General features: G+C 42.9%; 12 protein-coding genes. 6 read left to right on the plus strand and 6 right to left on the minus strand.

What is annotated here, in order from left to right:
• Positions 1–123 precede the first annotated feature (123 nt).
• Both mdh and BY457_RS15575 read left to right on the plus strand, forming a co-directional pair.
• Positions 124–1,053 carry a malate dehydrogenase gene (gene mdh / locus BY457_RS15570; protein WP_106154256.1) on the plus strand — a complete coding sequence of 310 codons (930 nt, stop codon included), beginning with the start codon at positions 124–126 and terminating at the stop codon, positions 1,051–1,053.
• A gap of 186 nt (positions 1,054–1,239) precedes the next feature.
• The gene (locus BY457_RS15575; RefSeq protein ID WP_106154257.1) at positions 1,240–1,983 is read left to right on the plus strand and encodes a head GIN domain-containing protein; all 744 of its coding nucleotides are present in this window, start codon (positions 1,240–1,242) and stop codon (positions 1,981–1,983) included.
• A gap of 23 nt (positions 1,984–2,006) precedes the next feature.
• On the opposite strand, the gene BY457_RS15580 is transcribed toward BY457_RS15575, so the two are convergent.
• Positions 2,007–3,185 carry an AI-2E family transporter gene (locus BY457_RS15580; RefSeq protein ID WP_106154258.1) on the minus strand — a complete coding sequence of 393 codons (1,179 nt, stop codon included), beginning with the start codon at positions 3,183–3,185 and terminating at the stop codon, positions 2,007–2,009.
• A gap of 332 nt (positions 3,186–3,517) precedes the next feature.
• On the opposite strand from BY457_RS15580, the gene BY457_RS15585 reads away from it, so the two are divergent.
• Both BY457_RS15585 and BY457_RS15590 read left to right on the plus strand, forming a co-directional pair.
• Complete coding sequence (locus BY457_RS15585) at positions 3,518–4,972, plus strand: hypothetical protein (RefSeq protein ID WP_258176764.1); 1,455 nt, start codon at positions 3,518–3,520, stop codon at positions 4,970–4,972.
• A gap of 176 nt (positions 4,973–5,148) precedes the next feature.
• Positions 5,149–6,165 (plus strand): endonuclease/exonuclease/phosphatase family protein, encoded by a 1,017-nt coding sequence (locus BY457_RS15590; protein WP_106154260.1) that lies wholly within the window; start codon positions 5,149–5,151, stop codon positions 6,163–6,165.
• Here the strand turns inward: BY457_RS15590 and BY457_RS15595 are convergent.
• From BY457_RS15595 to BY457_RS15615, 5 genes are all read right to left on the minus strand, one after another.
• Positions 6,146–6,982 carry a CvfB family protein gene (locus BY457_RS15595; protein ID WP_106154261.1) on the minus strand — a complete coding sequence of 279 codons (837 nt, stop codon included), beginning with the start codon at positions 6,980–6,982 and terminating at the stop codon, positions 6,146–6,148. The genes BY457_RS15590 and BY457_RS15595 overlap by 20 nt on opposite strands.
• 24 nt (positions 6,983–7,006) lie before the next feature.
• Complete coding sequence (locus BY457_RS15600; RefSeq protein ID WP_181256505.1) at positions 7,007–7,882, minus strand: ROK family protein; 876 nt, start codon at positions 7,880–7,882, stop codon at positions 7,007–7,009.
• A gap of 4 nt (positions 7,883–7,886) precedes the next feature.
• Positions 7,887–8,753 (minus strand): ROK family protein, encoded by an 867-nt coding sequence (locus BY457_RS15605; protein ID WP_106154263.1) that lies wholly within the window; start codon positions 8,751–8,753, stop codon positions 7,887–7,889.
• On the minus strand, positions 8,753–11,464 hold the full coding sequence (locus BY457_RS15610) for a glycoside hydrolase family 2 protein (protein WP_106154264.1): 2,712 nt from the start codon (positions 11,462–11,464) through the stop codon (positions 8,753–8,755). The genes BY457_RS15605 and BY457_RS15610 overlap by 1 nt, the downstream gene beginning before the upstream one ends.
• A 703-nt stretch (positions 11,465–12,167) precedes the next feature.
• On the minus strand, positions 12,168–13,187 hold the full coding sequence (locus tag BY457_RS15615; RefSeq protein ID WP_106154265.1) for a LacI family DNA-binding transcriptional regulator: 1,020 nt from the start codon (positions 13,185–13,187) through the stop codon (positions 12,168–12,170).
• A gap of 181 nt (positions 13,188–13,368) precedes the next feature.
• Here BY457_RS15615 and panB point away from each other — a divergent pair, with 181 nt between their 5' ends.
• A complete protein-coding gene (gene panB / locus BY457_RS15620) occupies positions 13,369–14,187 on the plus strand; it encodes a 3-methyl-2-oxobutanoate hydroxymethyltransferase (protein ID WP_106154266.1) in 819 nt (272 codons plus the stop codon).
• 79 nt (positions 14,188–14,266) lie between these two features.
• On the plus strand, positions 14,267–14,956 hold the full coding sequence (locus BY457_RS15625; protein ID WP_106154267.1) for an RluA family pseudouridine synthase: 690 nt from the start codon (positions 14,267–14,269) through the stop codon (positions 14,954–14,956).
• The last annotated feature ends 3 nt before the right edge of the window (positions 14,957–14,959 follow it).

The raw sequence follows: 14,959 nt of genomic DNA on the forward strand, positions 1-14,959 counted from the left end.
TCTGAAGATTGAAAAAAAATGAAGAAATTTTTCTGCAATCAGAAGGTCTTGTTTATATTTGCCACTGAATTGAGTATGCATTATAGATTTTAGATATATATAAACTCTCAAAAGTTAGTTTTTATGAAAGTAACAGTTGTTGGCGCCGGAAATGTAGGCGCAACTTGTGCCGATGTGCTGGCCTATCGCGAGATTGCCAATGAAGTTATTCTGGTGGATATAAAAGAAGGTGTTGCCGAAGGCAAAGCTTTGGATGTGTGGCAAAAAGCACCTATTAATTTGTATGACACCCGAACTACTGGTGTAACCAATGATTATGAAAAAACTGCCGGTTCGGATGTCGTGGTAATCACTTCAGGTTTGCCCCGCAAACCGGGAATGACTCGTGACGACCTTATCGAAACCAATGCCGGTATCGTTAAATCTGTTACTGAACAAGTGATTAAGTATTCTCCTGAAGCAATTATTGTCATTGTTTCCAATCCTTTGGATGTGATGACTTATCAGGCTCATATTTCTTCTAAACTTCCCCGTACCAAAGTCATAGGGATGGCCGGTATTTTGGATACAGCCCGTTACCGTGCATTTCTGGCTGAAGAATTGAATGTATCGCCCAAAGATATCCAGGCAGTTTTGATGGGCGGACATGGAGACACAATGGTTCCACTGCCTCGTTATACCACTGTGGGTGGTATTCCGGTTACCGAACTTATCGAAAAGGACAAGCTGGATGCAATTATTGAACGTACCAAATTTGGTGGAGGCGAATTGGTGAAACTGATGGGTACTTCTGCATGGTATGCTCCCGGTTCGGCTGCAGCCCAAATGGTTGAGGCCATCGTTCGTGATCAGAAACGTGTTTTCCCCGTCTGTATCAAACTTGACGGAGAATACGGCATCGATGACTGTTACCTGGGGGTTCCGGTTATTCTTGGTAAAAACGGAGTGGAAAAAGTTATCGAACTTGATCTGAACAGCGATGAAAAAGCATTGCTGGAAGATAGTCGTCTGCATGTGAAAGAAGTGATGGCTGTTTTGGAGCGTTTGAGCTAAGCAACAATATTTTTATCTGGACCGGAATTCCTCAGGAGTTCCGGTTTTTTTTGTACGTTTTCGGACACAAAAGTTTCGATTTCGCACAAAAAGATTGACATTACTGCTACTTTGTTGTTTTAGTATTGATCGTTGCATCAGTTTGTTGTGTGTTTTGGCCCGGATTGTGCTTAGAAAAAGAAAAACATGGAGGGTTTAACTATGACACGTTATCTGATAGTGCTTGCAGCTTTTTTAATCCCGGTGGGAATGACCGGATGTTTATACGATTACTCCGATTCCGATGACCAATCCGGGAACCGGTTGAACACCCGTCAGGAGACCGGTGAGTTTTCTTCCGTCCGACTATCCGGAAATTATTTTGTTCGTCTTGAAAATGCTGATGTTTCTTCTGTAGAGATCATAACAGATGAGGAAACGAGGCAGAAGATTTTCCTGGAGATTCATGAAGGGGTTTTGACAGTAAGGAATGTTGAGAAAAGAAAGTTTAATAACAGAAAAGAAGTTAAGTTGATAATCAGGGCTCCCGGAATTCATTCCATAAAAATAGAGGAAGAAGCAACCATTGTTTCTGAAAATCCTTTCAGGTTTGATTCCTTACATATTGAAAGTGCCGGAGCTTTAAAGATGGATATGGAACTGCAGGGAGAACGCTTAACCGGCACATTTGCTGGCGCTACCAACCTGGATTTTCGGGGAACCGTGGCTAGCGTAAAGCTGAATATGCCAGGTGCCGGAAAAGTTAATGCCTTTGATCTGAAGACAGAAGAGATGGATTTGTCCATGTCAGGAGCTGCCAAGGCAGAGGTTTATGCCAGCAAACGCATTCATGTGGATGCATCCGGCGCATGCTCCATTGTCTATAAAGGTAACCCCGAACAGGTTTATACCAATGTTACAGGAATAGGGCGTGTACATGAAGCCCGTTAAAGCATAGAAACCTTTTGGTTCTGTCAGGTTTCTGAATCCTCCTCACCAGGAGGATTTTCTTTGGTGGCCAATGGGCCTGAATTGACAGGCTCTTTGATGATTAATCTGCGATAATAGGAAATGAGGAGGGTGGTAAGGGGTAAGGCGAGTAACATTCCCAGAAGTCCCATGATAGATCCCCATACCGACAATGACAACAGTATTATTGCAGGATTCATATTGTAAGCTTTGCCCATTATTTTGGGTACCAAAATGGTGTCCTGGATGATCTGAACAATTGCTATTACGATGAAAACAGACAATAAAACAGACCAGAAACTATCTCCTGTTTCCATTGATTTTAGTAATGCCAGCAGGATTGCGGGTAAGAAACCAACCATCTGCAGATAGGGAATGATGTTCAGAAGACCAATCAGAAGACCAAGAGTTATTCCCATTGGCAGATCAATGATTTTAAAGCCGGTCGCCATTAAAACACCCACCGTCATGGCGATTAGAAACTGGTTGCGAAAATATATCCGCATAGACAATTTTAAATCTTCGGCAACCTCTTGTGCCAGGGGTCTGTATTTTTGCGGAATCAACTTTGGCCATGAAGATTCCATCTTGGGATAGTCAATGAGGATGAAAATCAGGTATAAGAGCACAATCAGAAAACCCAGGGTGCCAAAAAGAATGTTTAATGATCCCGAAAAAAACTGTAAAACAGGTTTAGAAATATCTTTGAGGGCTTCTGTAATGTCTGAAGTATTCAGGATTTTCTGTAGGTCCCTGCTGGCCAGCCTGTCTCTTAACCATTCATCTATGGCGGCTGGTAAGATGTCGTGATAGGAGGTGTTTTTAAGATAGGTTTTTATCAATTGGGCCATTTTGTGCATCTCCTCCATAAATTGGGGGATGAGCCACCAAAGTATCAGGGAAATGATAAGCGTCAGAAAAAGGAGTGCAAATATTACCGAGAGTCCCCGGTGCCTGATGCGCATCTTTTTCTGAATAAAGCAGACCAACGGGTCGATGAGGTAGGCCAACAGAACAGCAATAAAAAACGGCACCAATACGTTACTAAGGTAACGAACCAACAGAACCATTCCGGTAATAACCAGGGCTGCAATAACCATTCGTATGACTTTGTCGAAGGTGTAAGGTTTTCCGGAAAAGAAATTATCGATGTGCTGCCGGTCATTATTTTGTTCTGTTTTCATGGTATATTATTAATGATGTTTTCTCTTTTGATGTCAGGCTCTTTGGGCTGAAGAGAAAATATGAAAATTCAGGATGCTTTTTATGATGTTATTTGAAACTTAAAAGTAAAACAATCGTAGAATTTCATTGTTAATATATGTAAAAAAAAGTTTGACTTTAATAAAAAAATCTTTGTAATTTGAGTAATCCTTCCTTAATTTGCAGGATATTATGAAACGGGAGGATTTTTAGTACCTTTTTTTGATGTGTTGCATGATGAAAGGCTTTGTTACAGAGGTTTTGCAGTTAGTAAAGGAAGGTGTTTGTATTGTTGATGGATTGATTTGTTGATTTGAAGAATAAAAAAATAAATATTGTCACACGGGTTACATTCTTGTTTACTCTGCTTTCGGTAATTCTATTTGCCGGATGTGAGCGGGAATATGTCTTCCGTGAAGGTAATGAAACTCTTTCCTTTAGTACAGATACCGTTGCTTTCGACACCATTTTTACATCTGTTGGTTCTACCACTCAGAATTTGAGAGTTTACAATCCCGTTCAGGAAGATATGATGATTGAAGCCATTGAACTGGCCGGAGGGGATAATTCTGACTTTCTGATGAATGTGAATGGAACCGCCGGCAGTATGGTTTATGATGTTCCATTGCGGGGAAATGACAGTTTGTTCGTTTTTGTGGAGGTAAACATCAATCCCACGTCCGAAAATGCTCCCTTTGTCGTTACCGACTCCTTGCTTGTATATACGCGAACCCGCATATATACCATACAGTTGATGGCCTATGGTCAGAATGTGATACCTCTGCGTAAAGAAACCCTGAAGACCACTACTTTTACCAAAGATAAACCCTACCTGATTTATGATTGGGTTGTGGTGGACAGTGCTGAAACGCTCACTATTGAGCCAGGCGCTAAACTGCATTTTCATAAAGATGCCTCATTGTTGGTTTTTGGATCATTGCAGGTGAAGGGGACCCTGGAGGAGCCGGTTACATTTACCAGCGACCGGCTGGATGAGTGGTATGAAGATAAAACCGGACAGTGGGGGTATATTCAGTTGATGCCCGATAGTAAAGATCATATTATTGAGAATGCGACCATCCGGAACAGTACTATGGGACTGGTAGTGGATTCTGTAGGGTATAAACCTGATGCTAAACCATTGTATCTTCGCAATGTGGTTATAGAGCATGTGGCTTCTCAGGGCCTTATTGCTCAGCACTCTGCTATTGAAGCCTCTAATTCGGTGTTTGGTAATTGTGGCAGTGCATCTGTAGCTTTAACTCTTGGAGGGAGTTACAACTTTTATCATTGTACGATTGCCAACTATTTTACCTTTAACTATCGCAGTACTCCTGCTTTGCTTATCTCAAATTATTTTGTGGATGCAAATGATATGGAACAGTTTTTTTCACTGGACGCTGCCAATTTCTATAACTGCATCATTTCCGGAAGAAATAGCAATGAAGTTAAATTTGACTTCCAGTCTGATGAAGATATGAAGCTGGATGAGCTGATTAACGTGAGTTTTGATCACTCACTGGTTCAGATTGATGAGGATCAGCAAGAGAATTATTCCGCATTCTTTGATGAAGGGGTGCTGTTTAATGAGCATCCCGGGTTTGTGGATGTGATAAAGTATGACTATCAGCTTGACTCACTCTCAGTGGCACGGGATGCCGGGAGTGTGAATATTGCCAAAGAGTTTCCGGAAGATGCAATGGGAGCGAGCAGAATAGATGATGAAGCACCCGACATGGGGGCTTTTGAACGCATTGATGAGTTTTAAAAGGTGGAAAGATTGTTCGTCTTCCCGTTTCACTTGTTGTATTGTTTTTTATTTTAGTTACGGATTTGCTTCAAAATATTGCTAAGCAGAAAGAGTGGATGCAGGATTTTTGAAGATTACCTTACGTGCCAGCCTTAAAGCAGTTGATTTTAGTTACTTTTAACCTGACCTTTTTCATGACCTTTCTTGGTGCACTTCGTGGTATTTTATTCCTCTTGGTTTTTTTGAGGGTTGTCTCAATGTTTGGTCAGGCAAAGAGTCCTGACCCGGCCGGTGTCATGTTCTACAATGTGGAGAACCTATTCAATCCTAAGCATAATGAGGGGAAAAATGATCTTGAATTTACTCCGGATGGTGATCGTCGCTGGAATCGTTTTCGGCAGATTAAGAAAGAGAATAATATTTGCCGGGTCATTCTATATGCCGGTAGATGGATTCCCCCGGTATTGATTGGTCTGTGTGAAGTTGAAGACCGAAAAGTTTTGGAAAGTCTGGTGTTTAATACCGGTTTGCAGCATCTTGATTATTCAATTGTTCATTTTGACTCTCCGGATAAAAGAGGGATTGATGCGGCGCTCTTGTACCGAAGCAATCGTTTTTCAGTTTTGGAAGCAGAACCTCACCAGGTGATTTTTGAAGAGGATAATCGTCCCACCAGAGATATATTGTATGTGAAGGGCGTTCTGGATGGCAGAGACACCCTGCATGTAATGGTGAATCACTGGCCATCGCGGTGGGGAGGTGAAATGGCCACAAGTAATAAGCGGATGGTGGCCTCTTCAGTGCTTAAAAATTTGTGTGATACTATTTTAAACCAAAATCCGACAGCTGCAATTATTGCCATGGGCGATTTTAATGACGGGCCTGAAGATGAGAGTCTCAGGAACCTGAAGTGCTGTTTGGAGAATATTGCCCTGAATTCGGATGGAGATGTGCCGGGAACCATAAAATACCGGCACGAATGGGATTGTTTTGATCAAATTTTGGTTTCTGAAAATTTGTTGCCCGGTGCCGGTAAATTGGCTCTTAAAGAGGAAAAGATGAAAATTATCAGTGCTCCTTTTTTGCTGGAGGATGATCCTGTTTATCCGGGCAAAATGCTTAACCGGACTTATCGCGGATTTGAATACCAGGGCGGGTTCAGTGATCATCTGCCCGTATATGTGGAGCTTGTCAGGCCTCCTGTGCCCTGATGCCATCTTTTTCCAAAACAATTTTCTTTTGCTTGTAAAGAGAACCTACTGCTTTTTTGAAAGCTTTTTTACTCATCTTCAGTAACAATCTTATCTCTTCGGGTGAGGAGCTGTCAGTAAGAGGGAGGAACCCATTGTTTTGGGTTAGTTTTTCCCGCAACTGTTCCACATTGTCATCGATGCCTCCGGCACCTATGGGGGACAATGAGAGATCTATTTTTTCGTCTTCACGGATACGGACAATATAGCCTGGTACTTTTTGACCTGTTTCGGGAGGTTCATGGGTTTGATCTTTGTAAATCAATCCCAGATGTGTTTGGTTGATAATGGCTTTGTAGCCTAACTCCGTGGCGCCCGCGATAATGAGGTCCACTTTGTCTCCCGGTTGATAATTGTGTGAGACATTGTCAAGAAATTTCTCAATTTTGGCAGAGGCTACAATCCGCTTGGTCTCATCATCAAGATAGACAAATACCAGATAGCTGTTTCCTTCCACCATCCTCACTTTTTGTTCCCTGAACGGGACCAGCAGGTCTTTGGGGAGCCCCCAGTCTAAGAACGCACCAACATTGGATACATCATTTACTTTCAGATAACCAAATTGTCCGACAGTGATGAGCGGTTGTTCGGTGCTGGCAACCAGACGGTCTTCAGAATCCAGATAAATGAAGACCTGTATTTCCTGTCCGGGTTTCAGATCGGACGTGACATAACGGTTAGGCAAAAGTATGTTGCCAAGATTTCCTCCGTCAAGAAAAGCCCCGAACTGAGACATTTCTGCAACTTTGAGCTTGTTGTACTGACCAATCTGAACCATATAGTAAGATTTGTTTTTATCTGTTTAATTGTTTCTTTGAGCATCAAAATAGAGGGCTGCCGCCCCAAGTACCTCAATGTTGGGGTTTGAGCTGACTTCGATTTTCAGATGTTCCACCGATTTTTCGAAAGGAAAACTGTTGAGGTTTTTTCTAAGTGATTCTTCAAAATAGGGGAAGAAATCTGCAACGGGACCGCTGATGACAATGAGTTCAGGATCAACGGAAAACATAACAGTCATGATGAAATTGGCAAAATCAAAACCAAATTGCTCCAGAATGGCCAGTGCAATTTTGTCTTGTTTCCGGGCTCTTTCCAACAGATTTTTGGGTTTTATACCGTATTTTACGTCGAAGTAGCCTGTGGTGCAGTAATATTCGAAGTTCCGATCTTTGTAGGGAATATACCCAAATTCACCTGCGCCACAATTAGAACCACTGTACAGGCGATTGTTCATTATAATTCCTGCACCTAAACCAACTCCTCCAACAATGGCTGCCATATTTCGGCACCGGGTACCTTTTCCATAATATTTTTCCCCGATGGCCAGGCAGTTGGCATCATTGTTTACGTATATCCCGGTTTTAAAATGCACTTTCAGGAGTTCTCCCAGATGCACTGTTCGCCACGATGGAATGTGCTCTACATTATAGACAATGCCTTTGTGGACATCAACCAGGCTGGGTACTCCGATTCCGATTCCGGCAATATCGGGTGTGTAGAGTCTGGAAATTGCATCAATAACCTGACTTAAAACAACCTCTTCTTCGGCCGTGTTGTCAATTTCAACTTCCAGATATTCATCTACTTTGTCATTAACAATCCTTCCGGCCTTGAGGTCTTTCCCTTCTAAAAAAACACCTATAACCGGTTCATCCGGACGGGTTAAGTCTTTTATCATGACCTTATTGATTATGGTTTCTGAATTGTTCCTGTTCGTAATAGAGACCTGCTGCTCCCAAAATTGCAACATCGGGTATTTCCGAGGGGATAATTTTCAGGTTTCTGATACTTTTGGCATATGGAAACGTTGCCAGTTCTTCTTTAAGCGAAGCTTCAAAAAAACGGTAAGAGCCTGAAACCGAACCTCCCAGGATTATTGCTGCCGGATCCACTGCAAAGATAATGGTTTTGATGGCATTCCCCAGATGTTGGCCGAATTTGCTGAACAGCTTCAGAGCTTCCGGGTCATTTTGTTCTGCCAGTAGGGCTGCTTCCTTTCCCTTCAAACCGCCCTGGTGCTCAAAATATTGGCCGCTGCAGTAATGTTCATAATTATTATCCAGATAAGGAATCATCCCAAATTCACCGGAGCCACAGTTCTGGTCCGGAAGTAGATGTCCGTTTTTGATAATTCCGGCTCCCAGCCCTGTTCCGATGATGAGTCCCGTGAAATCGTCAAAATCTTTTCCGGCACCAAAAAATCGTTCACCTGCCGCAAAGCAATTTGCGTCATTGTTGATGTAAACGGGTACGTTGAATTCTTCCTTCAGCATCCGGCCTAAGGGTATTTCCTGCCAGGACGGGATATTCTGAATGTCAAAAATTACACCTGTCTTGTAGTCCACAATGCCCGGTACTCCGATTCCGATCCCGGAAACCTGAGGGTTCCATACATCCCTGATGGTTCTCCGTAATTCTTCGTACACGATTTGGGGATCTTCCGTTTTAGGAACGAAATTCTTTGATATTTGCTCAATGTTGTCCTGATTTACCCTGCCGGCTCTCATGTTGGTGCCGCCCAGATCTACGCCTATGATTGTTTTTTGCATTATTGTTTTGCGTTCTTTGTTGTATTGAAGTCGGGAAATTTTATTGATGAAAATTTCCCGACTTTTCTGCTAATCCCGGATGTATTTTTGATTGTGTTCAGGTTTCTTAATTCTATCTTGACGTCTTCCAGTGCAAGGTTGTTTTGATCTACACTGCCCGAAATGGTTCGTTTTTCGCCCGGAAGAAGTGTAATGTAATTGTCTTCCCAAATCACAGGGAGAATCACTTCTCCCGAGTGTTTGTCAACGGCCTTCAATTCATTGAAGAAGGCCAGTTTGTTTTCAGAATTTTCCAGCGTGCAATGAAATAATATTTTTCCCTCTTCTGCTTCTTTCCTTATGTCAAGAGTCAGTTCCGGAGCAGCAAGCTCATTGATGGCAGAAAAATCTGCAAATTCAGAGGTGGGGGTGTGCACCCAGGTGGTGGCTTCGAAATCCGGTACATCTTCTTTGGTGGAGAGCCAATAGAAGTTATTGGCCAGCACTTTGCCGCTGTAATCCTTGATCCTCAGGTCCAAAAACCAGGTAGTGGACAGGTTGCTTAATTCAGGTAGTTCAAAAACCATATCTGTTTGGTTGGCCCCGATGGAGAAAGCGTGTTCTGCTGAAAATAAATTTTCGGAATCTGATGAGAAAATTTTAATCTCCAGGGACAAGTCTCCAAAACTATTCAGGTAATCATTGTTTACATAAATATTTTTGTCTTTGTAGTTGTAGATAGGTGTCAGTGGGGCTGCGGCCTTCTTTGTGCCATAGAAAGCTCCGTTGGGACGCAGATAGTAATCATAAAGTTGCCAGTACATCTCCGGCCAGGCTGAGTTCAGCATCCATTGGATAACACCTGTTGCCTCGTACTTGTTGACTGCAAAAGCTTCAAACATTCCACGTATTGCTTCGTAGCTGGAGATCTGATTTTTGAAGGTAAATTCTTTTAAAGAATGGCTTTCTCCGTAACGAGCGTTAAAAGCTTTGAGGTATCTGTCTATAGTCTGAAATTCATTTCTTCCAAAATGGTATTGCCACATGGAATCAATGGGCCAGTGATGCTCTTCGGGCAACATTTTTTGGATGCTTTCCACGGGTGGAATCTGAGGACCAGGTCCTGTTTCTGTATTAAAACCATAGGCTCCGCCATACAGCGTATCGGTGTACCAGTAAACCGGTGGTACCCAGTCGTAAGGTCCCAGCATTTTCACCCCTGACGGGCCACTTACTTCACTGGTGTTTTGGTGGCCACCAACCTCTACTCCCCGGCAGGTGGTCACAACTGGTGCATCGGGAGCAACTTCTGTCATGTGTTTATCGAGAATCTTCTCAAGATCGGGATGTGGCAATCTGTCACTTCCATAAGTCCATAAAAGCATGGCCGGATGATGACGGGTTCTTAAGACCTTCTGGCGGTAGGCGTTGGATTCTCGTTCGTACTCTTCGGGATAGATGGACATATATGGTCCTTCAGGTCTGCCACAGTAGCTTTCCCATTCCCATTGGCAGCTCCAACCGATCATAAGCATGATTCCCTGTTCGTCGCAATAGTTGTATAGGGTGTTGTTGTTGCCCCAGAATCCTTCAAGTCTGATGGTATTCAGATTCATGTGTTTTACATAGTCAATCTGAGCTTTTACTTTTTCATCGCTATCGGCCAACAGCATGTCATCAACCCATCCGCCTCCTTTTACCAGAAATTTTTGGCCATTCACTTTAAAGCCTCTGTGGCCTTCTTCTGTGAAATAGTCCTCTATCTGGCGTATTCCGAAACGAATTTGGACTGCGTCAGAAATTTGATTGTTTTCGGTGACGTTGACTTTCAGCGAATGTAATGGTTGATCTCCCAGGTTGTTGGGCCACCAGAGTTCCGGATTTGTAATCTGTAAAGAAGGGAAATCATCCGGGGTAAAGAATACTTCTTTTTCTTCTCCCGGAGCCAGTTTTATTTCTTTTGACAAGGTTTGATTAAAAAGTTCCGCTTTAAGAAGCCCATTCAGGGTGTCGGGCGTCAGATTTTGCGTGAAAACTGATATAGTGATTGCCGCTTTGTCCAGCGTTTCGGTATTCACTGATGAGCGAACATTTGGGTGGCTTAGGGAGATGTTTCCTGAGGTTTTAAGTCTTACCCCTCGCCAAAGCCCCATGTTGGCGTCGGGCGCTTCTGGATTCCAGTCCACAAATCCAAGCGTGAGATCCCCTTTTTGTGGAGGAGATACTTTGAGGGCAATGATGTTTTTTCCCGGGGTGAGGAAGGGGGAAATATTGAACTGATAAATGCCAAAAGCGCCCTCTATCTGGTTGGATTTACTGATTTTTTCTCCGTTAATCCACAGGTCTGCCTTGTAATTGATGCCTTCCAGAATCAGCTGATGGTTTAGTTTTATTTCGGATTTGGAAATGGTCAGCTCTTTTCGGTACCACCAGGGCTGCTTAAATGGGGTTTTGTCTGTTTTTTTAAGGCCCATATTGAAGTAGAGATCCTCGTAATGGCCATTTTGGCGAAGGCCGGAGAGCACTGTAGCCGGTAACTTAATTATTTCCGCTTGCTTGGGGGTAAAGCTACCGGTTGAAATGACGCTGTCGTTATCATCAGAGGCAGGGAAGAGTTCCCACTTTTCGTTGATGTAAACATCTTTGGCGATATCTTTTTTCTTATTGCAGGAGGAAAAAAAGATGGATGACATTGCTGTGAGGGTAAGAATGATACCAATTGTTTTCTTCATCAGTAAAGAATTTTAGTTTTTCCGGACAATAGTGATTTCTTTTTATTCATTTTATGTATCACAGTTGATACGGGCTTTGCCTTAATTGCCTTTGTTTATATGTTGAATTACAGTGTTTAATATTATACAAACATCATTAAAATAAACTATATGTGCAAGCGTTTGCATTATATTTTTCCAATTTATTTAGGCGGTGTTCTTTTAAGGCCGAAGGTCTATAAGCAATAGCCTGGGGCAACGCCCAGGAAAATTGAAATACCCTCCCCCCTCTCATTATTGGTCGCATCGCGACCAATAATGAGAGGGGGGGAAATGGAATGCCTCAAACCCCAGGGCGTTGCCCTGAGCTGTTGCTCTCAGGCTTTCAGCCTGTTTACATCGTACCTGTCTTATGTATAATCCAGGTTGAGTTTAAATGGATGTCCTGTGGTAAATTCAGAATGTCAATGTCAAATGATTTTTCTAACTTCTAAAAATTTAACGTTTTATTGTGTTTTTGCAGAAAAGGAATTTGTTGCTCAGATTTTCAGTTTGTTGACAGATCTACTCCATGCTCTCTGCCCTCATCTCTCTGCCCTCATCCCTCATGAGCTCACCTCTCAATTCTTGAGTAAATGAGCAATTTTTGCTAATGGCGTAACGCAGTAAACGGGCCTTTATGGACAGACACTTCTTAGTATGTTTTGCGGCTATTGACCGTTCATTATTTATTTCTGAACGAGCTGTTTCGAATGATGAGCTGAAAGGGTTTGATGGTGGTGTCGTTTTTTTGCTCTCCATGCTCAATTTCATTGAGTAGGTATGTCATGGAAGTTCTACCTGTGTCCCCGCCCGGAAGTTCAATTGAAGTAATCTGAGGTTCCACAAAATGCAGAGCCGGTTCACAAGTTAAGGAGGTCAGTGCTATTTCTTCAGGAATCGAAAGCTTTTGTTCTCTGATCAATTTGGAGACCACCAACGCGGCATGGCTGTTTGCTGTAATTATTGCGTCCGGTTTGATTTCAGCGTTGAGCCATATTCCTACCGCTTCAGCAATGTCCTCCTCTGTCAGATTTGTAGATAAATGAAACTGAGGAAGCAGTGGGAGGCCTGCTTTTTTTAAGGTATCTTTAAAAGCTTTGGCATGTTCCGAGTAAATATTGCAGGAGGAAGGTCCTCCCAGGTGAGCGATGTTTTTATACCCTGAACGTGCAAGATGTGAAACAGATTGTTGCATAGCACTGTAGTTGTCTATGACTACCTTTCTGCAAGAAAAATCGAAGCGAACCCGGTCGAACAAAACCATCGGTATGCCACCCGCCGAGAAACTTCGGAGGTGATCCGTGGTGGTGGTTTCGCTTGAAAGGCAGGCGATTACTCCGTCCACTCTGGTAGCGCTCATGGTGCGTAGAATTTCTTTCTCTTTATCAAAAGAGTCCTTTGTCTGAGCAACCAGAATCCGGTAACCTTTATTATAGGCGATTTCTTCAATGCCATTGATGACTTCACTGTAAAAGAAATTGTTGAGAAAAGGAATGACTACACCAATGGTATTGGTACGGCTTCGTGACAGACTTGAGGCAACCATGTTCAGGTTGTATCCAAGCTTTTCGGCCTTCTCAATTATTTTTTGTTTTGTAAAATCACTTATTTTGGGACTGTTGTTCAGAGCGCGGGAAACGGTTGAAGGTGCTACATTTAATTCGCGTGCGATATCATTGATTGTAATTGAAGATTTTGCCATTATTCTGTTTTTCAGGATATTCTTATACAAAAGTAGTAAAACATCCGATTTATTCAGAATTTAGGAGATAGATGCTTTTCAGGATTTGTATATGGGGTCTTGGAGGTGTTAATAAATAGAAAATTGGGATTTCTCTCAATTAAAGTGGTAACTTTGCCGATTGGATAAAAAATATTTCATTATGTCAGTTGCAAATGAACGTCCCAGAAAGGTGACGACACACGTTTTGAGTGAAATGAAGATGAAAGGTGAGAAGATTTCCATGCTCACCGCTTATGATTATTCTATGGCCAGCATCGTTGATCAGGCAGGGCTTGATGTGGTATTGGTAGGCGATTCGGCCTCCAATGTGATGGCCGGATGGGAAACTACCCTTCCCATAACTCTTGATCAGATGATTTATCACGGAGCATCGGTGGTGAGAGCTGTAAAGACGGCACTTGTGGTGGTGGATCTTCCCTTTGGTTCTTATCAGGGTAATAGTCGTGAGGCACTTCACTCTGCTATTCGCATAATGAAAGAGACAGCAGCAGATGCCATCAAGCTTGAGGGGGGTGTGGAAATCGTGGAATCTGTAAAACGTATTCTTTCTGCGGGGATTCCCGTGATGGGACATTTGGGACTTACCCCACAGTCTATCCATAAATTCGGTACCTATACCGTTCGTGCACGTCAGGAGGAAGAGGCTAAAAAGCTTATTGAAGATGCTCACTTGCTTGAGGAGGCCGGTTGTTTTGCTTTGGTTTTGGAAAAGATTCCGGCAAAACTGGCAGCCCAGGTGGCTTCCGAGCTAAAAATTCCCGTGATTGGCATCGGTGCCGGAAACGGGGTGGACGGACAAGTGCTGGTGGTACATGATATGCTTGGCATAAATCAATCATTTTCACCCAGGTTCTTGCGCCGTTACCATAATCTGTTTGCTGAAATTACCGGGGCTGTCCGGAATTATATAGAAGATGTGAAGTCGGGTGATTTCCCCAACGAGCGGGAGCAGTATTAAAGGTTGGTTGTTAGCCCGATATCAGCCTGTTTTTCGTGCATAGCTTTGTGCGATATTGAATAACAAAGAAAATTTCACCATGGACTTAGAAGTACTTTACGAAGATAATCACCTGATTGCTATAAATAAAACCGGTTCAGACCTGGTGCAGGGCGATGAAACCGGTGATGAACCACTTAGTGATAAGGTAAAAACTTATCTGAAAAAGAAATACAATAAGCCGGGGGATGTGTTTCTTGGTGTTGTGCACCGGCTCGACCGGCCGGTGAGTGGCGTGGTTTTGTTTGCCAGAACCAGCAAAGCGCTGAGCCGCATGAATAAAATGTTTCAGGAGAAAGAGGTCAAAAAAACTTATTGGGCGGTGGTAAAAAATCTGCCCCCTCAGGATGAGGATGTTTTGCATCACTTTATGCTTAAGGACAGTAATAATAATAAGTCTTATGCATTTCCTAAAAAAAGGCTGGGGGCCAAAGAGGCAGTCCTTAAGTATCGCTTAATCTCCAGTACTTCGAACTATCACCTGCTGGAAGTTGATCTTCAAACGGGGCGTCATCATCAAATTCGCAGTCAGCTGGCCAAAATCGGTTGTCCCATCAAAGGTGACCTGAAATATGGGTTTTCACGTTCCAACAAAGGGGGCGGGATTTCCCTGCATGCAAGGCGGATTAATTTTATCCATCCTGTAAAGCAGGAACCTGTTACCATTGAAGCCCCTGTGCCGAAGGATGACAATCTTTGGCAGGAGTTTGAGAATGTGATGAAGGGGTGAGGT

The sequence above is a fragment of the Marinilabilia salmonicolor genome (genome assembly GCF_003003035.1).
Classification (GTDB): Bacteria; Bacteroidota; Bacteroidia; order Bacteroidales; family Marinilabiliaceae; genus Marinilabilia; species Marinilabilia salmonicolor_A.